The following is a 23,095-nucleotide window of genomic DNA, read 5'->3' as shown; positions in this document are numbered from 1 at the left end:
AATTTATTTCCCAGTTTCGGTGTTTTGCAAAGTAAATTCGTAAAGTTTACCATTAACAACTTCTCGTACCTTAAAAGATGTTGGTCTCTTGCTATTACCAATATAAATAGGCTCTATCTTAACTTGAACAGTACCATTATTTTCAAGTGTATTTTTCCATCTAGTCTCCATTGTGTACCATGCTCCGCCAGCGCCATTTAATTTAGCATCCATAGGCACTAAATTAATAGCCTCACCAGGACCACCGAATATCGAGGCAATTAAATGTCCGCCACAATCACTTTCTTGACGACATGAACCACCTGCAATACGCTGTTGGTAGGCGTTTCTATTCCAGGGATCTATTCTTAGGTCAGCACTTACTTCTTTGACTCGTTTTTGTGCATCTGTTGTATATTGAAAACCATTGTCAAAACGATAAATACTATTTGCTTGCGGCTTATTGGCTAACTGACTCCATTGGTTTGTTCGTCCTCGCTGTAGTTCAACAACTGCCTGTTCAACTTTTTTGCCCGCTGAAGTCAGTTTGTTCGATTTATATAGAGCTGCAGCCTCTTCAAACAGTTTCTTTGCTAAACCATAGCCTTTTGTTGCAGCTCGTTCAGCAGGAATCGCAGAGGCGATTGCTAAAGCTTTTTCACTTAAATTTTCAGCATTGTAATAATCTACGCCAGCACCATAAGGTGAGATAACGAGTTTGGCAGCTTCATTTAAAATAACTAGCTGTTTCCGCTCAGCTTCCCTAAAGGCTTTATCCCATTCAGGATCACTACGCAGTTTATCCTCTCGCATAATTTCCAAAAGGATTTCTACATTTTGGTTGTTCTCCACCCCCACTTTCCCAACCTCAACTGCATTCACCGTATCGGTGACATTACCGCCCGTTGTGGTATATGCGGTTGCAACAGTGGCTAGGTTTAGAATGCTTGTGATGGTGTCTTTCTGGTCTTGGGTGAGTAGTTCTGGGTCTTTGGTGCCATATAGATAATTAGCCAAGGCAGGTGCAGCCACTTCACTACCCGCTCCTGATAAAGCACCTGTGGTTGGGTTATTGCCTGTGGCGTAGCTTACAGCAGCACCTAGTATGGTATGGGCTAGTAGGTGTTGTAGGCTTTGTTCTTCTGGGCGATTGCCACCATCAATTTCGTTTTTGAGTTTGTTTTCTTTAAAATATTGCCCAATCCGATAAGCAAGCTCTGGACTTACTGCTCTTGTAACATCGCCTATGATACCATTTGAATTAGGAGCATACAAGGCTGAGGTGATGCTATCGAATAGTCTTAGGTTGGTTTGTATCTTTTGGGCTTTAGCTTCCAGTTCTGCTTTTCTTGGGTCATCATCTGGTAAGTCTTTGGCTTGTTTAAGGTAGTCTTCTGCTTTTTTGGCGTACTCGCTTTTTATTTTACGGCGTTCACTGTCAAAGGCTTGGGTGATAGCTACCTGAGCATTTAGCTCTTTAATCGCTTTGTCTTTATTAAAATCATTGTTGATGATTTGGTTAAGTTGGTTTTGGGTTTGTTGTTGGTTGAAGTTAGTTGTGTTGATTAAACTGGTGTTGGGCAAAGTTGGTCATATTTGTTTTTATTGTAGCTTTGCCAACTGTAAATATCAAGCAATTTACAATTAGTCTCGAAATGGCAAAACCTAGGTGTTATTGCTCAATAAAAACCTCAAACGAATCGTTCTGTGCACAAAACTTTAAGAAATCTACCAAAAGTCTTTTTTCTTCGTCGGTATTATTTAGGCTGATGCAACCATAGCCATGGTCATCATGAGGATAAAGAGCAATGCCAAGTTTTGGATTGATTAAAAAACACTCTTGACCAATTACTGGTGAAAAATAATATGCCATCAAAACTTCACAAAATTCCAAAAACACACTGCTGTCAAAATCCAACCTTAGCATTTGTGCAAGAATGCCCTGTTCTGATTCAAGAAAAAACATCTCATTGCTTTCCTGCAAAAAGCCATAATCAATTGCTTTTTTATAGGACTCGCCAAATAGTCTGTTTTTCAAAATATCTCTATGGTCATCAGGATCATCTGGGTTTAAATCAAAGATATTTTTATTTTTATTATAAGATAATGCACTAATCATAAAAAAATCATTGATATTAAAAAATGTCTCAACTAATTGAGATGCTTGCTTGATCTCGTGTAGCCCTGTCAAATCAGGGGTGTAAAAATAACCTGCCCATCCAGAACTGGAACTAAAACTGTTAAAATTAATTCCCATTAAATTAACGGCATTATTTGTTTTCAATTTTAATGATTTTTCCATCACTCATTCCCACAGTAATTTTTTTAGATTCGGTCGGTTCTTGCATTTTGCCTTTTTTGTTTAAACCAACTTTCCACTCTTAAGCTTATCACTGTGTTGCGAGTTGCTTTTTTGCCATATTTCACCTGTATATTTATTAACATAATTTTTACCTTCTTTTTTAAAATTCTCTGGATGAGTACTTGGAGTTTGAACAACACTCCCAACCTCCAAGGAATTTACTTTTTGTTTAGGTTTGTCTACATATGATACAGTAGTAGTTTGTGTTTTTTGATTAAGGTTTTCATTCTTGGAAGTCTTAGGTACAACCCCATACCCAGCCATCCCAGCCACACTACCAGCACGACCGCCGCCATACAGTCTATCATTGGCAAGTTCACCTATAAATGCTTGGGCTTCATTGCCATGATAGCGATTGATATTGACAATACCAGTATCTCTGATGAAATAACCACCTGTGGCATTATTCCATCGGATACTATTAATGGTGGTGTTGGCATTTGCACCGCCAAGTCTTGATATGTCAGCATAAAGATTTGGTATGTATTTTAAATTATAATCACCTTGTGTGCCATCTTGAAATCGCAAGATTAGGTTTTGACAATTGCTTGCATTGAAGTTGTTAATACAGGCATTTTCAAATTCTTGGGTATTTTGTAGATTTTTTTGTGCATAAAAGCGGTTATTGTTTTCAATACAAACTGCGTTGCCCTTGCATGCTTGAAGTACCTGTCTCCAATTAGCCAATTCAAGATGACTCAAATAATTCCACCTTGTCTGCCCCACATTATTCACCGTGCTTGCTGTGCTGTCGCCTATGGTTGTGCCTAGGGCTGCTGATAGGGCAAGCAAAGCGGTTTGTCTTGTGGTTTCATCAAAGCCTTGTTTTGTAAGGTATTCATCAATCTTTGGAATGGCGTAAGCGGTTGTGCCTGCTGATACAGCTCCTTCTATTGTACCTGTGGCTAGAGCAGCAGTTATTGTGTGTAGTGCTATTCGGTAGATGCCGCCTTCTTGCTATTTTCTCTTAATTCTTTTTTTAAATCAAAGTTTTGATTAGCTTGTAATGCCCGTGGATTTTTGCCACCCCACCAGTATTTGCGGCATTCATTGCTAGGACTCCAAGAAGCATCAATAAAGAACATCTCTGTTTGAGTACGAATATTTAAATCCATGCCAAAACTAATCTTTATTTCACCCTTGCAATAAATATCACCATCTTCTGTTTCTATTTTTACAAGTTTTTGCATAGATGCTTCTTTTTTTACTCTGTCTGTAATGTCATCATAAAAACTTCGACTTAAATAATGTGAATTACCGGCATAAAAATCTTTGCCATATATGGGATAGTAACCCGTCAGATCATCAATAACAGTTCTTAATTCTTCTTTGGTTGGAATATCAAAATATTTCCATTTAAACAAATAAGGATTAGCTTCTGCAAAACTTTTATCAGGATTGTATAACTTATAAAAATACAAACCAAGCAATGTTGTACTAATCATTGCCACAATCACTTGCACGACTCGGATTAATCGATTCATGGCAAAATCCCCAAATCTTGCAATTGTTTTTTCTCATTCTGGGTTAGCTGACGCATGACAGTGCCTCCAATGCCAATTTGGGTGGTGCCAACCCCTGTGGTTATAATCACAGCACCATCTTTTTTCTCACCTTTGGATATACCAAGACAGCCAATATTGCATGCTTGCACGCCAAGAGACCTACCAGAGATAGCTTTATCAATATCATCAGCTTTATCCCTGCCAAGAACATTGCCAACCTGAACCGAAGCTCCTACGCTTTGAATCTTTCTTATTTTACCTGATTTGGCATCTTGCTGAATCTTATTAAAAACATCTTTTGGATTAAGAGATAGACCAACCCCAGATCGATAATTATTGACATCATCCGACTCAGGCAAGCCACCTACCCAGACAGTATCATTTTTATTATTCACAATAATAGTATAAGAAAACACACCCCCGCTGACCGAGTATATGGTTAAATCATGGTATTTATCAACATATCCTCCAAGAATATCGCCAAGAGTTCTAATTTCACAGGCTTTTACATCTCCATTCCTGCATTTTTCATTATTAATTGCTATTGAGGCATGTAGACTATTTCTATTCTTATTCCACTCAACCCCAACTCTCCCAATCTCCCCAGCACTCACACTACCTGCAACATTACCATCAGTAACGGTATAAGCAGTGGCAACTGTGGTTAGGCTTAAGATACTTGTGATGGTATCCTTTTCATCTTGACTTAGCTCATTTGGTTTTTTGCCATATAAATAATTTGATAAAACTGGAGCAACAGCTTCACTGCCTACTGCTGATAAGGCACCTATGGTTGGGTTATTACCTGTGGCATAGCTTACAGCAGCACCTAGTATGGTATGGGCTAGTAGGTGTTGTGGGCTTTGTTCTTCTGGTCTGTTACCACCATCAATTTCGTTTTTGAGTTTGTTTTCTTTAAAATATTGCCCAATCCGATAAGCAAGCTCTGGACTTACTGCTCTTAGTGTATCACTTATGATACCATTTGAATTAGGAGCATACAAGGCTGAGGTGATGCTATCGAAGATTCTTAGGTTGGTTTGTATCTTTTGGGCTTTGTTTTCAGATGATTTGCAATAACCCCAATGAGCTAAACTCTAAATAAAAAATAAAAAATGCCTACGGAATAACATATAATCGTCAAAGAAAACCAAAAAAATCTTGATAGCTTATGCTCATTTGATCTTACTTTTACTCCAAGCGACCAAAAATCCTTTCCATAAATATATCTCCAAATATTAACAAAAAACATCAAAGAAATAATCGATACTGCAAAAAATTCATAAAAATCAAAATAATATTTCTGATTTTGCTCAATTGATGCAATCATACCCATTAAAACGGGGGCGATAAGCATAATTTTATTTGCATTCATTTTTATAAACCAATAAAATTCCATGTCAAAGCATTAAAAATATAAAAAGAGGCTGTAGTAGATAAGGCTTACCCCCCCCACCATTTTCTCAATACCTTAAGTTGACTAGATGGCATACCACGGTTAAATCCAAACTCACATTCTTTGATAACAGGCTGTCGGTATAAACAATGCTGTCAGGCTTGACTTTACTTGTGATGATAGACATTAGAGTGCTTTGCTTGGTATCTTTAACAACAACCACATAAACCTACCATTTCGCTTTAACAAACCAAACACAGCAGTTTTACCACCAGCACCACAACCACGCTTGCCTTTTTGAGTACCGCCTTCGTTATCCTAATCAAGTTCAATTTCACCGTCAAAGAACTCTTTGGTTTCTTGGGTTAAATGATAGTCTATTGCAAGCCTGATTTTGTAATAAAATAAAGTTGCTGAACGAGCAGTTATTCCAAGTACAAAAATTCAAGCAAGCTTTTTAGGCTTTTTGTTTATTTTACAATGGGTTATCTTTATAAAGCTAGTATAATATAAGTGTTATTCTAGTACGGCTCCTAAAAATATACCAACAATGATAAGGCAGTAGATGCCAAGCGTCAATAAAAAGAAAACAAACCTTTCGATTTTGCTAGCCGTAGCTTTTGTTCTCATGCCTACTGACTCAAACTCCAACCCTGCAAAATAATCACGTATAGCAGGAAGAAATAAGAGATTGGTCGCAAAAGCCATAACAAATTGACCAAAACTAAAGCCAAATGAATCTTTAAATGTGATAGCCACTACTGAGCTAATAGCTAGTGATACTCCAAGTAATATGTTATTACTGACATACATTTTCATTTCCCTTAGATGATTGTGAATTAAAATTATTATAAATACAATCTGTGATAGTATCATTGACACCCATCTGATCAATAACTGCCGATATTTTTTTGTTTGAACCAACAGCATTTTCTGTTCTCTTAGAGACAAACTCGCCAAGAACCGCCTTGCTAAAACCCTCGTTTTCTATTTTTGATGCCACTGCCAATGGTTTTGTTACAGCATAAAGCGTCTTCCCCATGACTGGTATAAAATGCGAGGCATTATTCATTGTTGTAACTACTTTTTGATCTTGTTGCCTGCAATATACCGTCTCATTAAAAGCACACTCTTGGTAATTGCCGCTCATAATGGCAGCATTGCGAGAATCTATTTCCTGTTGAGCAACCTGCTTTATTGGCATGACCGTATGTGTAACTGGCGTGGATTTTGAACTTGGCTTATTGGTGGCAATATTATCCTTATACCATGTATATTTATAACTCGATGCTTGTACTTGGATAAATTTTATTAAATTATCATCTGGTTTTTTGATATTGCTAAAATTTTGATTCATGCTAACAATACCATTTCGTGTATCAACATTCCAAAGTCTTGGATCGTACTCTTTACCAATTGCGTTATCATAAAGCACATTTTTAATCTTAGAGGTATTTTGTGAATTAATTACAGCACCTACCTTCTGATTAAATCTCTCATTGTAACGACCACTATTTGCCCAACGCAAAGCATCCTCAATATCTTGAAGCGTATAAGATTTCCCGTCAGGTCTTTTTAATCCTTTCTTTTTGGCTAAACCAACCAATGTCGCAGCAAGGTCTTTTTCCTGCTTATGCAACTGCCTATTAAACGCATCCACATTCACTGCCATTGCAGTGCTTGCGGTTTCTGCTCCTGCCAGTTGGGTGATTGTTGCAATGCCGAGATTACTGACGAGATCAACGGCATTTTTGGCAATCTGTGGTGATACACCTTGATCAATAAGTATCTTGATTGCTTGTTGGGATATCTTATTTAGTATTGGTGCAGATAGGGCAACAGATCCTGTGGTGATGGCTCCTTCAACCGTGCCAGTACCTAAAACACCAATTAGGGTATGCAAAGCAACACGATAAACCCCACCCTCTGCCCATTTCTTAGCTTCTTCGGTGTTGCCCTGTGCACGCAGTTCAAGTTCTTTGTTTTGGGCATAATCACCGATTCTTTTTGGGGCTTCTTTACCAAATTCTGTGGTAATTACCACTTGAGCATTTAGCTCTTTAATTGCTTTGTCTTTGTTAAAATCATTGTTGATGATTTGGTTAAGTTGGTTTTGGGTTTGTTGTTGGTTGAAGTTTTCTGTGTTGATGTAATTAAGCCCTGCTTGGTCTGTGATGGCAGAGTGAGTGGTGCTGGTTTTGTTGACTGGGTCTATTGTACCATAGCCTAAGCCTGTTGGCGATATGCCATTTTGACTGATGTTAATGCCAGTTTGTAGGGCATTGCCATTGATGGTGAGATGATTTTCTATATTTTGAGTATTTATCCCTTGGGCAAAGTTGGTTTGGTTTTGGTTTTTGTCAATGATAAGATAGCCACCAGTGAAGCTACCTTGTCCTTGTACAGATAGGGTTGATTGATTGGCTTTGATGCCTGATTGGTTGATTACTTGGGCGTAGGTGGTATTGATGTTGGCTTGGTTGCTGATTGTATTGTGCAATAACATTAATACCAACAAAATCAAGCAAGAATTATTCAAGATCCAGCTTGGTGGATTGAGAAAATGCAATAACCACTAACTCAAAAGCAAATACAACTCTCCAGAAGCCATAATTAACAACAGCATTATTGTAGCGGCAATCAAGCTAAAAACAAGTCTTTTTGGCAATGGCATATCAAGCAAAATTAAGCCTGCTACAAAAGCATATAAAGGAATAAAAAACGCCATAACAAGTATCATTATATGGTCGTTATTATCGACAGGATAGCTAAAATCTGGGCTTATATAATCATATAAATAACCATTCACATAACATAGGCTCAACAGGAGTGATAAAACATAGACTTTTATTCTCACCTTGGAATACCCCTAGCATTAAGTCGCTTATAACCCTCAATAATTGCCTTCTGCATTTCCTGAGAATTTCCTCCACCACCGTGTGCACCAAAGGATGGTTGAATGATCACATTTGGAAACTTGGCATAAAAGTTATTAAGACTACCATGTCTACGATTAATAGCCCTAACTATTGCTTCATAAGACCTATCGCCAAACGGAGCTCCGATCACACTAGGAACTCCATCATTAGCCAAGTTAATATCTCCAACAATTCCTACCACAATAACCCTTTTAGAATTACCAGAATTGATTTCCAATCGTTCTACGAAATCAACCCCATCGCTAGTGTTTACTCGTGCACCAGCAATAACTCTCAAATCCCATTTTCCCCCACCAAATGGAGATCCAGCTCTTAAAGCAGCATCGCCACCAACGCTATATCCTGCAAGCACCTTGGGTTGACCTGTTGAGTGGCTAAACTTGTTTGCTAAATCCACACCTGCTTGCGGATCGTTGTTTCCGATACCATCATAATTAATCTTTGGGTTTAAAGTTAAATCAAAATTAGAATCAAACATGAGACCTGTTATGGTTCCCCTTAGGACATCCACCCCATTCGGCTCTCCTAGTGCTCCCCCATGTAAAATCAAACCTTGATTCCACTCAACCCCAACTCTCCCAATCTCAGCTCCATTAACTGCATCGGCTACACTACCGCCTGTTGTGGTGTAGGTAGTTATGGCAGTGGTTAAGCTTAAGATACTTGTGATGGTATCCTTTTCATCTTGACTAAGCTCGTTTGGTTTTTTGCCATATAAATAATTTGATAAAACTGGAGCAACAGCTTCACTGCCTACTGCTGATAAGGCACCTGTCATTGGGTTATTGCCTGTAGCATAGCTTACGGCAGCACCCAAGATGGCATGAGCCAGTAGGTGTTGCAGGCTTTGTTCTTCTGGGCGATTACCACCATCAATTTCATTTTTAAGTTTATTTTCTTTAAAATATTGCCCAATCCGATAAGCAAGCTCTGGACTTGCCGCTCTTGCCACATCACCTATGATACCATTTGAATTAGGAGTGTACAAGGCTGAGGTGATGCTATCGAAGATTCTTAGGTTGGTTTGTATCTTTTGGGCTTTAGCTTCCAGTTCTGTTTTTCTTGGGTCATCATCTGGTAAGTCTTTGGCTTGTTTAAGGTAGTCTTCTGCTTTTTTGGCGTACTCGCTTTTTATTTTACGGCGTTCACTGTCAAAGGCTTGAGTAATTACCACTTGAGCATTTAGCTCTTTAATTGCTTTGTCTTTGTTAAAATCATTGTTGATGATTTGGTTAAGTTGGTTTTGGGTTTGTTGTTGGTTGAAGTTTTCTGTGTTGATGTAGTCAAGTCCTGCTTGGTCTGTGATGGCAGAGTGAGTGGTGCTGGTTTTGTTGGTTGGGGGTATTGTACCATAACCAATGCCTTGCAAACTAGCGTTGTAGCTGGTTTTGATTTGGTTGTTTTCGTTATTTTGGCTTGCTTGATTACTTTGATTACTTTCGCTGTTTTTGTTGTCTTGCTCTTTGTTATTAAAACCAATCCCTACACCGACACTGATGGCATCACCTTCATAATTTAGGTGATTTTCAATGTCTTGGATTTGGATGCCTTGGGTAAAGTTGGTTTGGTTTTGGTTTTTGTCAGTGATGAGATAGCCACCAGTGAAGCTACCTTGTCCTTGTACAGATAGGGTTGATCGATTGGCTTTGATGCCTGATTGGTTGGTTACTTGGGCGTAGCTGATATCTATGTTGGTTTTGCCCCCATTGACGCTAAGGTTCTGAGGTTTGCCATCAAAGCCAACATCGGCACTAAATCCTGCTTGTTGTTGATTGTAGGTGTATTGGTATTGGTCTTGACGGCTATTAATGATTAAGTCTTTGGCAACAGTGCCTGTTAAGTGCTGAGTGCTAAGGTTGGCACCATCTAGGATAAGATTGCCTTTGATGTCATTATAAGTGGTGCCACCGACGGTGATTTGGGTATTGGTGTGGGTGGTGGCAATCTCTTGGCTACTGCCTTTTGCTCTATTGGCATTAGCGGTAAAGCCAGCAGAGTTTGAGCTTAGTCCATCGGTGCTAAGATTGGCAGAGGCATAAACACCAAAGCCTACGCCTTTACTGCTGTTTTGGCTGTCTTGGGTGCTGGTTTGGGTTGAGGCTTGGTAGATGACATCGCCCTCAACATGGTTGTATAGGTTTTGTCCAACACTGATGTTTGAGCCTGTGACGGTTAGTGTGCTGTCATCGCCTTTGCCTTTGACATCAAAGATGAGATTGCCATCTGCATGAATGTTGGCAGCGTCATTGGTTTCTTGATGGCTTTGGCTGTTGCTTTTGGTGCTTTGACTGCCGATGGTAGCTTGGGCACGGATACTGCCGAAGTTTTTGTTTTTTAGGTTTTTGGCGAGTGTGTAGCTTTTGGAGACAGCTGCAAGACCTCCCATCAGTTGCATTCTGCGAGAATTGGTGTCTTTGGTGGCATCTTTGAGTGCTATAATGCTTTGAACATCACCAACAAGACTGCTAGAGACGCTGGCGGTAACACCTGTGGTTTTTTGGGTGAAATGGTTGCTGGTCTCATTGATGGCATTTTGGCTTTCGATGGTAACATCGGTGGCTTCAATAAAGATATTGCCTGTTTGTTTGTCTGATGCTGTATTTGTGCTATTTTTGGTTTGGGCGATGACATCGCTGTTGGTGACATGTAGGCTATTACCGCTAATGAGTGTAACGCTGCCATCTAAGGCAGCGATGGTTGATCCTGTATAAGTGGTTTGCTTGGTTGTTGTGTCATCTTGGGTGCGTTGTTTGCCCAAGGTGACAGAAGTTGGTGAGGTGGCAAATAACCCTGATTTTTTTGGTGAGTGATGATTGATTAGTGTTTAATACATTGATTATCTTGCAACACACGATTTGGAATAATACTGGTAGTTTATTCGAACATTTTTATAATCTTTTTTCTGTAAGAATATCTCCTGAATCGTATTAATATTTATACTCATCTTTAGTTTTTTATCACTCTCCCAAACCAACCATGAATTTACTGTTTGTGAACTGTAATTATTACATATCGGGCTACCTCTAAATTTAAATACAAGTTTTTTTCTATAAAAGACCCCATAGAATTTGAAAATATACACACTGTGTATTACTTCACCGCTTTTGATAGTAACAGACTGAGTAACTGCCACTTTCCTTGTGGAGTTGTATTTAAATGGAATGTCTCCCATGCTTTCACCAAAATATGAATCTTTTCTAACATCCAATCCTCTGATTTTCATACTTGCAAAATAAAAACCAAATACAATCAGTATAAAGACTATGATAGCTAATCTTACGAATGAAATTTTCATTGCCGTCTCAGATTTTTTAACTGTCCAGATTTTGCTGCTCTCCATCCCAAATCCCAAAACTTTCTTTGAGCTGGATCTCCTGCATTGCTGGAAAACATATTTGCAAATTGAGTGGGTATCTTCATTGCCTCATCATAAGAAAGTCCTGTTCCCGCCAAATAAACCCCAACTGCGAAATTTGCCGCATCTGTATAAGGAGCGATAAATTTGCGTTTTTTATAATCTCTCTGGTAGTCAAATCTCCCAAGATGTCCAACATCATCATCCATAATATTATAGAATGAGATGCTTTCATACAAAGCAACCCCATCGATCATACCAGCTGGTATATATACTTGAGAATCTTTTTGTGGAGTTATTTTATTTGCTTGGGCATTTTGCATACCCGCTTGATAGACTTCTATAAAATTAGCATGTGGTGGTGCATAAAACTCAATTCCTTCGTATGAGTATAATACAGCATCTGCAGGAGGGGTTTTGACAAAGGTTTTTATTTTCCAAAATTGTGCTTGGATTATATTATTATTCTCAACCCCAACTCTCCCAATCTCAGCTCCATTAACTGCGTCGGCTACACTACCGCCTGTTGTGCTATAAGCAGTGGCAACTGTGGTTAGGTTTAAGATACTTGTAATGGTATCTTTTTCATCTTGGCTTAGCTCGTTTGGTTTTTTGCCATATAAGTAATTTGATAAAACTGGAGTAACAGCTTCACTGCCTGCTGCTGATAAAGCACCTATACCAATGTCTTGTCCTGTGGCGTAGCTTGTGGCAGCACCTAGTATGGTATGGGCTAGTAGGTGTTGTGGGCTTTGTTCTTCTGGTCTGTTACCATTGTCTAGTTGGTTTAGGGTTTTGTTTTGTTTAAAGTATTGTCCTATGTTATAAGCTACTTGTGGGCTTACTGCTCTTGCCACATCGCCCAGTATACCATTGGCGTTAGGAGCATACAAGGCTGAGGTGATGCTATCGAAGATTCTTAAGTTTTATTTAGTTATCAAAAATACCTTCAACCCAAACTAAACCCTAAATAAAAAATAAAAAACAGCGACAACATATATAGCAAGCATTAAAAAGAACCAGTAAAATCTATACAATTTACTGTCAGTAGAGCTTATGCGATTGCCTAATGACCAAAAATTCTCACCGTGAATATAGTTCCAAAAATCAATAAAAAACATTAAAGAGATGAATAATACCATAAAAAATTCATAAAAATCAAAATAATAGTCCTTATCCAACTCAATTGATACAATAATACTTATCAAAAAGGGAGTAATAAGCATGATTTTATTTACATTCATCTTTTTGCTCTCCTCTAAGTTTTTGGGATATGCAACTATCATATATCGCATTGGAGATGGCATCATTTGTACCCAGCTGATCAACAATAGCTGAAGTTTGTGGGGTTCTTATTATTCTTTCGGTTGTCTTAGATACACCAAGACCAACCACAGTCTTACCAAGCCCCTCGTTTTCTATTTTTGATGCTATCGCCAGTGGCTCTGTTGTCGCTCTTAAATATTTACCCCCTGGTATAAAATAAGAAACATTCGTCATGCTTTCCATTCCTTTTTGATCCATTTCCCTGCAATGTCGTGTTTCATTCAATGAACAAGCAACAAGCGGTGGGTTATTCATCACTGCTGTATTGTGTGCCTGAAGAGACCTGCTGTAGTCAGTATATGGAACTCTTGTTGCTCTTGGTATTGTTGAGGGCTGTTGATTACCAATAATCCTGTTATTATTCCAAGTATATTGATATGACGCAAAATCACCCTTGCCAGTATGACTTTGAATGTATGCAACTAAACTTGGATCAACTTTGGGGATATTTAGACTGATGCCAGTACCATGATTATTCCATTGTACGCCAACCAAATTATCATAGCCCAAATCAGGTCTATTTGATGGAACGGCATTATGACTATCAGCACTTTCATAGAAGCTACCTTTTTTAAAATTAGCAGCTCTTAGGGCATTAGCAATTTGTTCTCTTGACCATTTTTTGTGATTGCCTTGTCTTTTGTAAAGCTCTTCAATAACCCAAGCCTCCCCCATATTGGCATGCAACTGCCTATTAAACGCATCCACATTCACTGCCATTGCAGTGCTTGCGGTTTCTGCTCCTGCCAATTGGGTGATTGTTGCAATGCCGAGATTGCTGACGAGATCAACGGCATTTTTAGCAATCTGTGGTGATACACCCTGATCAATAAGTATCTTGATTACTTGCTGGGATATCTTATTTAGTATTGGTGCTGATACTGCAACAGAACCTGTGGTGATGGCTCCTTCAACTGTGCCAGTGCCTAAAACGCCAATTAGGGTATGCAAAGCAACACGATAAACCCCACCCTCTGCCCATTTCTTAGCTTCTTCGGTGTTGCCCTGTGTAAGCAGTTCAAGTTCTTTGTTTTGGGCATAATCACCGATTCTTTTTGGGGCTTGCCTCCTACAATATCATACATCACACCTTAGCTTATTTACAACCATAATAAGCTCTTTTTCACACTCCTGTACCGCCAACAAAAATTCAGAAAATGCTATTTTTAGCTGCACATCATTAGATATTCTATAATCATGAAAAAACTCAATAAAAATTTCCAAGTCGCTATCAATGCCGATAAGACAGACAATCTGATTATTGATTGATATTTCTGCACCAAGATAATCATTCTCTCCTTGGTTTATATAGAGAATTTCGAACAATTTGCGCCTCTGTTTATTTTTTCGGATCTAAAAACCCACTAAATTCACCATTTGCATTATATCGTGCACCCTGACCGTTGGGTAGTCTAAACTCAATCCCACCTCTAGAAAGTTTTGTCTTTGTTCATTCAGCAAGATTTGCTGATGGGCAATCTGTTCAGGAGTATTGGCATAAGCTGAACAGCACAGAGTCAAAGAGACAGCCAATGCCAATCGTGTTGGTAGGGCTGGCATACGGTAAGATGAGTGGTTGGTATGGGTCATGGGTTTGGGTCTTTTGGGTTGATGTTTCATGGGTTTTGGGGGTTTAGCAAATCAAACAATTCAATGGGTTGCACTGTAATGCTGGGTTACGCTGTTGGTAACCTGAGCCTACGGGCTGATTTCTTATCAGCTACGGGCTATGCAGACCCAAATTTATAGGGGTAAAGCTAATTAATATCCCCGTTTTTAGAACACAGGCTATTTCATAAATTAAATATAACTTGTACAAAACCTTATTATTTGGATTGATAAAAATAAAATCATATAGAATTTTTCCCAACACTTCAAAGTCCTTGGAAAAAATTAATTCATCTTCGTAATCACCGACCAATACATCTAGTTTTTTATTTATTTCAACGAATAGCCCTGTTTTTAATAAAGAATCAAATTCAGATTCCTCAATAATTATTTCAAGCAAATCCCCACTCTCGCAGATATCATAATTTAATCTATTTAAAGCATCCATAGATATAGGTATGGAAATTTTTCTAATTTTAGCCATATTTAATCATCTCCTCACCTTGAAATGTGTAGCTTCATTGTATTCAGCTTTTGTTCTACCAGTCTGCTTACCATTGGGCAAGGTTTTATTAGTTGGTACATTTCCATTTAAGTCAAGATATTTTCTTTGTCCCGAAATTCTTGGGTCAAGAATTCTAAAATAATCGCCCTCCAGATCATAGATGACCTCAATGCCATTATCTCTATTTTTGTAAATAATCTTTCCTGAATGTGTTCGGCTTACTATTGGGTTAGCTCCTGCAAATCTATCAATTGTTGATTTTAAATCAGCCGATGTCCAATTATGTGAATAAGCATTAGACCTTCTTTGCCCTCCTCTGAGGGTGTTCAATAAATCATCATCTCTATGTATATTGTTGTTAATTCTAGCTTGTTTTGCCTCAGCCAACACCTTCTCAGCTTCATCTTTGCTTTTAAAAGTCTTGCTAAGAATTTTACCTCCAGCTTTAATCACATACCCACCAGCACCGCCAGTTACAACTGCAATAGCAATTTCTTCTGGAGTGGTTGGTATAATGAACAAGCCTATTTGTCTGAGGGTTTCAAGGTTTTTCTCACCATGATACTTGCCACATTGATTTGAAGGTATGCCCAAAGATTGACATTCGTTTTGCTGTCTCTTTGAAATGCTTGCGATTTGTTTTGCTGAGTGTCCAGCATTCCACTCAACCCCAACTTTCCCAATCTCAGTTCCACTCACTGCATCAGTGGTGCTGCCATCAGTTGTTGTATAGATGGCTGTCGCAGTGGCTAGATTTAGAATACTTGTGATGGTATCCTTTTCATCTTGACTAAGCTCGTTTGGTTTTTTGCCATATAAATAATTTGATAAAACTGGAGCAACAGCTTCACTGCCTACTGCTGATAAGGCACCTGTCATTGGGTTATTGCCTGTAGCATAGCTTACGGCAGCACCCAAGATGGCATGAGCCAGTAGGTGTTGCAGGCTTTGTTCTTCTGGGCGATTACCACCATCAATTTCATTTTTAAGTTTATTTTCTTTAAAATATTGCCCAATCCGATAAGCAAGCTCTGGACTTGCCGCTCTTGCCACATCACCTATGATACCATTTGAATTAGGAGTGTACAAGGCTGAGGTGATGCTATCGAAGATTCTTAGGTTGGTTTGTATCTTTTGGGCTTTAGCTTCCAGTTCTGTTTTTCTTGGGTCATCATCTGGTAAGTCTTTGGCTTGTTTAAGGTAGTCTTCTGCTTTTTTGGCGTACTCGCTTTTTATTTTACGGCGTTCACTGTCAAAGGCTTGAGTAATTACCACTTGAGCATTTAGCTCTTTAATTGCTTTGTCTTTGTTAAAATCATTGTTGATGATTTGGTTAAGTTGGTTTTGGGTTTGTTGTTGGTTGAAGTTTTCTGTGTTGATGTAGTCAAGTCCTGCTTGGTCTGTGATGGCAGAGTGAGTGGTGCTGGTTTTGTTGGTTGGGGGTATTGTACCATAACCAATGCCTTGCAAACTAGCGTTGTAGCTGGTTTTGATTTGGTTGTTTTCGTTATTTTGGCTTGCTTGATTACTTTGATTACTTTCGCTGTTTTTGTTGTCTTGCTCTTTGTTATTAAAACCAATCCCTACACCGACACTGATGGCATCACCTTCATAATTTAGGTGATTTTCAATGTCTTGGATTTGGATGCCTTGGGTAAAGTTGGTTTGGTTTTGGTTTTTGTCAGTGATGAGATAGCCACCAGTGAAGCTACCTTGTCCTTGTACAGATAGGGTTGATCGATTGGCTTTGATGCCTGATTGGTTGGTTACTTGGGCGTAGCTGATATCTATGTTGGTTTTGCCCCCATTGACGCTAAGGTTCTGAGGTTTGCCATCAAAGCCAACATCGGCACTAAATCCTGCTTGTTGTTGATTGTAGGTGTATTGGTATTGGTCTTGACGGCTATTAATGATTAAGTCTTTGGCAACAGTGCCTGTTAAGTGCTGAGTGCTAAGGTTGGCACCATCTAGGATAAGATTGCCTTTGATGTCATTATAAGTGGTGCCACCGACGGTGATTTGGGTATTGGTGTGGGTGGTGGCAATCTCTTGGCTACTGCCTTTTGCTCTATTGGCATTAGCGGTAAAGCCAGCAGAGTTTGAGCTTAGTCCATCGGTGCTAAGATTGGCAGAGGCATAAACACCAAAGCCTACGCCTTTACTGCTGTTTTGGCTGTCTTGGGTGCTGGTTTGGGTTGAGGCTTGGTAGATGACATCGCCCTCAACATGGTTGTATAGGTTTTGTCCAACACTGATGTTTGAGCCTGTGACGGTTAGTGTGCTGTCATCGCCTTTGCCTTTGACATCAAAGATGAGATTGCCATCTGCATGAATGTTGGCAGCGTCATTGGTTTCTTGATGGCTTTGGCTGTTGCTTTTGGTGCTTTGACTGCCGATGGTAGCTTGGGCACGGATACTGCCGAAGTTTTTGTTTTTTAGGTTTTTGGCGAGTGTGTAGCTTTTGGAGACAGCTGCAAGACCTCCCATCAGTTGCATTCTGCGAGAATTGGTGTCTTTGGTGGCATCTTTGAGTGCTATAATGCTTTGAACATCACCAACAAGACTGCTAGAGACGCTGGCGGTAACACCTGTGGTTTTCTGGCTAAAGCTGTATGTATTGGCAGTAGTGGCATTTTGGCTTGTGATATTGACAGTTTGTGCTTTAAATAAGATATTGCCTGTATTGGCATCTGTCTCATCTTTTTGGGCGATGATGTCACTGTTGATGACATCTATCTTATCGCCTGATTCAAGGCGGATGTTACCCCCTATGGTGCCAATCAGTGAGCCTGTATGGGTGGTTTGCTCATGGCTGTTTTCTTGGCGAGTGTGCTGTTTGCCTAGGGTCACTGAGGCGGGTGCGGTGGTAAATATGCCTTTTTTGGTGGTTTGCTCGCTACTGTGGCTACTTAGGCTGTCTTCAGCAGAGCCAATGCTAAGCTGTTTGTCGGCTTTAACAAGAATATCGCCATCCGCCAATACTTCAGTTGCCATCAAAGTAGTATTGACACCACTGATGACAACTTGATTGCCACTCACCTGATTTTTTATGCTGGTGCTGCTGCGCTGCTCAAAGCTGGACTGCTCGGTCTTACTGCCTGTTAAGCGGCGATTGGTGTGTAAACTTGCACTATCCACACTCTCTATCTGCCGACCTTCACTCATGCGTACATCACCAGTCGCTATAACAGCACTTACACCCCCTGACCGAATATTGGCGGCCTTGCCTGTAATGTCTGCCCCCTGACCTGTTGTTGCAATCACAGTATCACCATAACTGCTAATATTTGGCCCCACATCTTCTGTTTGGCTGTACTTAAAGTAATTGTTGTCATCTGCCACCGCACTAATATGGTTGCTTACGGTAACAGTGCCAATGTCGATGCCGTTTTCGGCGGTGATGTCGGTACTGCCGCCATCGTTTTGTATGTTGGCAGCTTTGTTTAGGACATAGTTACCCGCTTGGATGTTTAGAGTGGTTAATGGATTACCCTGTTCATCTGTTTGGTCTTTTAAACCATCTCCCACACGGATGGTGGCGATGTGTGTGATGGTGGTGTTGGATGAAGAGCTTTGTCCTTGTGTGTTTGTTTGGGTAGCTGTTAGGCTTTCGTTGATGATTTGGTTTTTGGCATCAAGGCTCATGGCACTGTTTGCGTATATGGTGCCATGGTTGGTGATGTCATTGTTTGCTGTGATGGCAATAAAGTTGCCTTGCACAGCACCTTTATTGGTGGCGTTGTTTGCGGTGATGTTTATGCTGTCTTTGGCAATGACATTACCGTTGTTATCTAGATTGCCCGTCAGCTCTATGTTGATGTTTTTGCCAGACATGGCAGCATACCTACCATCAGGGCTAAGTGTGCCTGTCGTGATATTGGCAGATCTTAGATATAGCTTGGGTACTAAGGCATCTTGGGTTTTGGTGATGGTATTGCCATCTTTGTCTTTGGTGGTGTAGGTGATGGACTCTTTGACCAGCCAGACGATGTCGGTGGTTAAGTTTGCCATCTGATCAGGCGTAAGTGCCGTGCCAAGTGTGTAGCCGAACTGTTTGGCTGCCGTGATGCCTTGATTCATCAGCTGTTTAAAGGCTTGTTCTTGATTGGTATAATCGGTGTTGATGTGTCTGCCTGTTAATAGCTGATATTGTTCTTTGAGGTATTGCTGTTCTTTATAGCCATCAGATAGGCGTTTGTGGATGTGATTTGGGTCTGATTGTAGTGCTTTTAGCATATAATCGGACGATAGCCACTGTTTGTAATTGGTAAAGGCGGCATCGGTCTGAATCAGCGGTTGATTTGGGTCATCAGCATTGATGGTGTATAGGGCTGATGTTGGGATGATGATGTTATTGTCATTGCTGTTGATATCAATAATGACAGAGTTGTTATTGATTGTGGCTGGCTTATCAATCCTTGTGCTGCTTGCTGTGGTGTTGATGGTGGCGTTTAGGATAGGCAGCTCGTAAGTTGCCAGCGGAGCAAAGGATTGTACAAAGGCACCGCTGCCGATATCAATACGCTTATGCCTACGACCTGCACCAGAGGAGACAACTGTGCGGCTGATAAAGCGGCCATTTTCGGTTACTTTGGTTTTTTCACCATACAGACCGTTGTCAGGGTTTTGGATGACAGTATCGCCAAGCACTGCAAAGCCTGCGCCTGCATTTATCTGACTTTTATCATTAATCAGTGTATTGCCCTGAATGATAAGGTTGCCTCCTGCCACCATGCGAGCAGGGTCAGAGGTTAAAGTTTTATCCTCATAAACAACAAAGTCTACAGTGATTTCATCAATCTCTTCACCAACACGCTGGTGGCTGCCATTTGCTTGTTTGACATACAAAGCCCCAGTTGGTGCACCTTTACGGCTGGTTGGACCTAGGTAGGCTTCATCGGTGGTGTAGATATTGAGAGCCAAATCAACATCACTTTTGGTTTTGTTAAATTGGCGGTTGTATGCTCTGATGGCAAGTTCCAATGCTTCAATGGCAGCAGCATTGTTCTGTTCCCATGTTAATAAAGGAGCCATGGCTTTGGTGTAATTTGCCAAGTCTTCATTGTATTGTGTGCAGGCTTGGTTGCTTTTAGGTGCCAAGGCACAGCTTTGGGTGGTTTCATTTTCTGGCAGATCAGGCTCATCTAACAGATCCTGAGCTTTAATGCTTGGGATAGGCTCTTTGGGCGGCTCAATTTTAAAGTACGACCAGATGGCAGAATCATTGCCGTAGTTGATGATGCAGTCGCTACCCTCTGGGCAGTCAAACAATCCTGCCATTGGTTTATTGCCCAAATCATCAGTATTGGTGCTTTTTTGAATGACAGGAGCTGCCCCTGACTGCTCACGGTTGCGATAGAGTGTTTGTCCATAGACAGATTCTTCCTCTACCTTGACTGTATGCTTGTTAAAGTCGGCATTGGTGTTTAACAAGGTTTTGGTATTAACCTGCATCTGCCCACCAGATTCAATGGTTGCACCGTTATTGATGATGGCTTCGGCTTTGCCTGTGGCATGATGATTGTCATCAAGACTGCCGCCAATGTTAAGACTGTCAAGACTTGTGATTAAAGCTTGACTGTCGAAGTTTTCGTTGAATTTGCCCGCTCTGTCAGGGTTGGGGTTGTTGTTTAGGGTGTTTACACCAATATCCAGACGCTCTCTGGCTGCAATGACTGGGGCGGTGTGATGGCTGTCGGTATCACTGGCTTTGGCTGGGGTGTTGTTTAGTGTGTCGGCAGTAATGGCAAGGTGTGTGCCATAGATACGACCACCAGCCAAGTTATCAATGGTGCCTGCAGCTTTGATGAATGTGTTTTCACTGTTGATCAAGCCTTGGTTTGTGATGTCATTGGCATTCAGTGTCAAATCTTGATCGGCGGTAAATTGACTTTGGTTAATCAGCTTGCCACTTGTTGTAAACGCTAGGCGATTGGCAACAAGCTTATCCTGATCCGTGTGGGTATAGTCTGCTTGTTGGGTGATGGTCAGCGTATCAGCCGTGATAGTACCGCCATTTTGTAATTCTTTGGCAGTGATATCTGCTTGTTTGACTGCGGTAATGGTGCCGTCTTGATTGATAATACTGTCCTTGGCGATAAGTATCATATCACCACCGCTTGTCAAACTACCCTCTGCATTAATGATGGTAGATTCACTGTCAATCACCATACCATCTTTGGCACTAATATCGCCTTTGCTGTTGTCAAAGCTGGTTAATTGCCAGTTAACGGTGTCTAAGGCGATTTTACTGTCGGTGTTGGTAAGAGTCTTGGTGTTTAAGGTTTGTGCGTCAATGGATGCTTGATTGGTGTTCTTTGTCTGATTGGCGGTGATACTAATGTCGCCTGTGGCTGTGATGAGTGCTTGATCGTTTGTGTTGGTCAAAGATTTGGCTGTGATAAAACCATCAGCACTTGGTACTGGGATGGACTGAGTTGTGTCTGTGGTTGCAGGTAGTGATGGGTTTGATGAGTTGGCAGTGTTGGCTGTTGTATTGTCTTTAGAATCACTACCAATAGTACCAGCACTCTGATCGCTGCTTGGCGTGCTTGGTGCATCGAGGGTGGTTTGCTCATACAGACTTTGACCGATGACGGCTTTATTGCTGTTGGTGAGTGTGTCTGTGCTGATATTAAGACGGCCTGTGCCTGTTTGGATGAGTTTGCCTGTATTATCAAGCTGATTGGTGGTAAGTTGTAAAACACCGCCATAAATACTGCCTTGATTGTTTAAAGTATCAGTGGCATCAATTTGGGTGGTCTGAGTGCTGTGGATGGTGCCTGCACTCTCAAGGTCTTTTGTATTGATGGTGAGATTGGCTTGTTCGCTAAGCAGTGTGCCATCGTTTAGAACAGAATGATTATGGGTATTGATGGCAAGTTTGTCTTTGGCAGACAGTATGCCAGCATTGACAAGATTGCCCTGAGCATCTAGGGTGAGTGTACCGCCTGCCTGTACGCCTTTGCCAGTTGCGGTGATGACACCAGTGTTATTAACCCCAAAGCCTTTGTCCGTGCCAATCAGATGGATTTTACCAGCATACATACCACCCAAAGATGAGATGTCTAGGGCAACGCCTCGCTGTTCTTTATTGGTGGTTTGACTGGCGGATAATGCACTGGTTTGTTTATTAGTGGCATTAAGCTTGGTAAAATCACCATTTTGAAGACTGATTTGATTTTCGCCTAGAATAATATCAAGCGTATTACCTGCATAAATCTTATCATTGATTTGGGCAGTTTTGGTAATTAAAGCGGCATAATCGGTGCCTTGTAGGTTTAGTTTGCCATTGACTTCAATATGAGCAGCAGAGTTGCCACTGACTTGATAACCAGATACCTGCCCTTGATTGACTTGGCTGCCTGCTGCTGCCAGATGGGCATTGCCTGCATTGATAAGCCCTGCACCATTGACCACTAAGCCTGATGGATTAGCAATGATGACATCTGCCTTTTTACCTGCCACTTCAATGAAGCCGTTCAAATGACTTGGCTTGCTTGAATTGATTTGGTTTAAGATGGTAGAAGCTTCACCACGAGCCATAAAGGGGTTGGCTGCCACAAAGCCTGCAATTTGGGTATTTGTTGCTTGGCGGTTGTTATTTAAAATAACACCAGAACTGCCGACATCAAATTGGCTATAATGGTTATTGGATAAACCGCGAGCATTGGGGGGTGGTGATGTTGACTGAAGTGATGCCACTGGCTGTGGGTAGAACAATGGGTTGTAGTGATTTATCGGCGGATTTGTCGGCTAAGATGGTTGTTGGGGTGTTGGCGTGGGCTGACTGTAAAGCCACAAATACTGCAAAGGATAAAGCGGTTACTTTGCCCATCATGCCTTTTATTGACGGCTTGTTGCCAGCACTGACACTGTTACAAGACACACCACGAGCATATTCACAAACCGCCATCCAAGTCTGTGTGGATTTATTAAAGACGATTTTATAAATATGGTTCACGGTTCAAATCTCTGACAGATAAAAACAATAGTGATATGATTGTAACATTTTAGTATAATGATAGCAATAATTAACAATTTGTGCAGATTAACACCGCTTGATATATTCTTTTTGATATTTTTGGGAAATTTGGTGATGGCTAGATACTCCGTTCTTT

General features: G+C 40.5%; 18 protein-coding genes and 1 pseudogene. All 19 read right to left on the bottom strand.

Annotated features, from left to right (window positions below; genetic code table 11):
- Positions 1 to 3: 3 nt before the first annotated feature.
- Positions 4 to 1,563, bottom strand: a complete 1,560-nt coding sequence (locus EL162_RS09490; RefSeq protein ID WP_126331549.1) for a DNA/RNA non-specific endonuclease — start codon at positions 1,561 to 1,563, stop codon at positions 4 to 6.
- Between the two features lie 88 nt (positions 1,564 to 1,651).
- Entirely contained in the window at positions 1,652 to 2,281 is a 630-nt protein-coding gene (locus EL162_RS09485; RefSeq protein WP_126331548.1) for a hypothetical protein, read from the bottom strand.
- A gap of 60 nt (positions 2,282 to 2,341) precedes the next feature.
- Complete coding sequence (locus EL162_RS09480) at positions 2,342 to 3,043, bottom strand: hypothetical protein (RefSeq protein ID WP_126331547.1); 702 nt, start codon at positions 3,041 to 3,043, stop codon at positions 2,342 to 2,344.
- Positions 3,044 to 3,273: 230 nt separating this feature from the next.
- Positions 3,274 to 3,825 carry a hypothetical protein gene (locus EL162_RS09475; protein ID WP_126331546.1) on the bottom strand — a complete coding sequence of 184 codons (552 nt, stop codon included), beginning with the start codon at positions 3,823 to 3,825 and terminating at the stop codon, positions 3,274 to 3,276.
- Positions 3,822 to 4,850, bottom strand: a complete 1,029-nt coding sequence (locus EL162_RS09470) for a VENN motif pre-toxin domain-containing protein (RefSeq protein WP_170161452.1) — start codon at positions 4,848 to 4,850, stop codon at positions 3,822 to 3,824. Before EL162_RS09470 ends, EL162_RS09475 begins: the two co-directional genes overlap by 4 nt.
- A gap of 86 nt (positions 4,851 to 4,936) precedes the next feature.
- A complete protein-coding gene (locus tag EL162_RS09465) occupies positions 4,937 to 5,221 on the bottom strand; it encodes a hypothetical protein (RefSeq protein WP_076554470.1) in 285 nt (94 codons plus the stop codon).
- Between the two features lie 68 nt (positions 5,222 to 5,289).
- Positions 5,290 to 5,686: pseudogene (locus EL162_RS09460) on the bottom strand (transposase).
- A gap of 72 nt (positions 5,687 to 5,758) precedes the next feature.
- Positions 5,759 to 6,055, bottom strand: a complete 297-nt coding sequence (locus EL162_RS09455) for a hypothetical protein (protein WP_126331544.1) — start codon at positions 6,053 to 6,055, stop codon at positions 5,759 to 5,761.
- The gene (locus EL162_RS09450; protein WP_126331543.1) at positions 6,042 to 7,781 is read right to left on the bottom strand and encodes a hypothetical protein; all 1,740 of its coding nucleotides are present in this window, start codon (positions 7,779 to 7,781) and stop codon (positions 6,042 to 6,044) included. The genes EL162_RS09455 and EL162_RS09450 overlap by 14 nt, the downstream gene beginning before the upstream one ends.
- 36 nt (positions 7,782 to 7,817) lie before the next feature.
- A complete protein-coding gene (locus EL162_RS09445) occupies positions 7,818 to 8,051 on the bottom strand; it encodes a hypothetical protein (protein WP_076556277.1) in 234 nt (77 codons plus the stop codon).
- Positions 8,052 to 8,095: 44 nt separating this feature from the next.
- Positions 8,096 to 10,939: a hemagglutinin repeat-containing protein gene (locus EL162_RS09440; protein WP_126331542.1), complete on the bottom strand. Its 2,844-nt coding sequence runs from the start codon at positions 10,937 to 10,939 to the stop codon at positions 8,096 to 8,098.
- A gap of 78 nt (positions 10,940 to 11,017) precedes the next feature.
- The gene (locus EL162_RS10215) at positions 11,018 to 11,521 is read right to left on the bottom strand and encodes a hypothetical protein (protein ID WP_227543402.1); all 504 of its coding nucleotides are present in this window, start codon (positions 11,519 to 11,521) and stop codon (positions 11,018 to 11,020) included.
- The gene (locus tag EL162_RS09435) at positions 11,473 to 12,429 is read right to left on the bottom strand and encodes a VENN motif pre-toxin domain-containing protein (protein WP_170161451.1); all 957 of its coding nucleotides are present in this window, start codon (positions 12,427 to 12,429) and stop codon (positions 11,473 to 11,475) included. The genes EL162_RS10215 and EL162_RS09435 overlap by 49 nt, the downstream gene beginning before the upstream one ends.
- Positions 12,430 to 12,766: 337 nt before the next feature.
- Positions 12,767 to 13,813 carry a hypothetical protein gene (locus EL162_RS09430; RefSeq protein ID WP_126331540.1) on the bottom strand — a complete coding sequence of 349 codons (1,047 nt, stop codon included), beginning with the start codon at positions 13,811 to 13,813 and terminating at the stop codon, positions 12,767 to 12,769.
- Between the two features lie 126 nt (positions 13,814 to 13,939).
- Positions 13,940 to 14,188 carry a hypothetical protein gene (locus EL162_RS09425; RefSeq protein ID WP_126331539.1) on the bottom strand — a complete coding sequence of 83 codons (249 nt, stop codon included), beginning with the start codon at positions 14,186 to 14,188 and terminating at the stop codon, positions 13,940 to 13,942.
- 13 nt (positions 14,189 to 14,201) lie between these two features.
- Positions 14,202 to 14,285 (bottom strand): hypothetical protein, encoded by an 84-nt coding sequence (locus tag EL162_RS10435; protein WP_511261907.1) that lies wholly within the window; start codon positions 14,283 to 14,285, stop codon positions 14,202 to 14,204.
- A gap of 297 nt (positions 14,286 to 14,582) precedes the next feature.
- Positions 14,583 to 14,954, bottom strand: coding sequence for a hypothetical protein (locus EL162_RS09415; protein ID WP_126331537.1), 372 nt, complete (start codon positions 14,952 to 14,954; stop codon positions 14,583 to 14,585).
- A 6-nt stretch (positions 14,955 to 14,960) separates the two neighbouring features.
- Positions 14,961 to 22,679 carry a two-partner secretion domain-containing protein gene (locus tag EL162_RS09410; protein ID WP_126331536.1) on the bottom strand — a complete coding sequence of 2,573 codons (7,719 nt, stop codon included), beginning with the start codon at positions 22,677 to 22,679 and terminating at the stop codon, positions 14,961 to 14,963.
- Positions 22,624 to 22,938 (bottom strand): ESPR domain-containing protein, encoded by a 315-nt coding sequence (locus EL162_RS10425; protein WP_126330325.1) that lies wholly within the window; start codon positions 22,936 to 22,938, stop codon positions 22,624 to 22,626. The genes EL162_RS09410 and EL162_RS10425 overlap by 56 nt, the downstream gene beginning before the upstream one ends.
- Positions 22,939 to 23,095 lie beyond the last annotated feature (157 nt).

This window comes from Moraxella cuniculi (assembly GCF_900637105.1).
GTDB classification, from domain to species: Bacteria; Pseudomonadota; Gammaproteobacteria; order Pseudomonadales; family Moraxellaceae; genus Moraxella; species Moraxella cuniculi.
The sequence above is the reverse complement of the archived record's forward strand: the minus strand, read 5'-3'. Positions and strand labels throughout refer to the sequence as shown.

Bases quoted from the DNA above. Each gene is read 5' to 3' on its own strand.
- EL162_RS09485 (WP_126331548.1), bottom strand. From the start codon at position 2,281: ATGGAAAAATCATTAAAATTGAAAACAAATAATGCCGTTAATTTAATG.
- EL162_RS09475 (WP_126331546.1), bottom strand. From the start codon at position 3,825: ATGAATCGATTAATCCGAGTCGTGCAAGTGATTGTGGCAATGATTAGT.
- EL162_RS09465 (WP_076554470.1), bottom strand. From the start codon at position 5,221: ATGAATGCAAATAAAATTATGCTTATCGCCCCCGTTTTAATGGGTATG.
- EL162_RS09455 (WP_126331544.1), bottom strand. From the start codon at position 6,055: ATGTATGTCAGTAATAACATATTACTTGGAGTATCACTAGCTATTAGC.
- EL162_RS10215 (WP_227543402.1), bottom strand. From the start codon at position 11,521: ATGGAGAGCAGCAAAATCTGGACAGTTAAAAAATCTGAGACGGCAATG.
- EL162_RS09415 (WP_126331537.1), bottom strand. From the start codon at position 14,954: ATGGCTAAAATTAGAAAAATTTCCATACCTATATCTATGGATGCTTTA.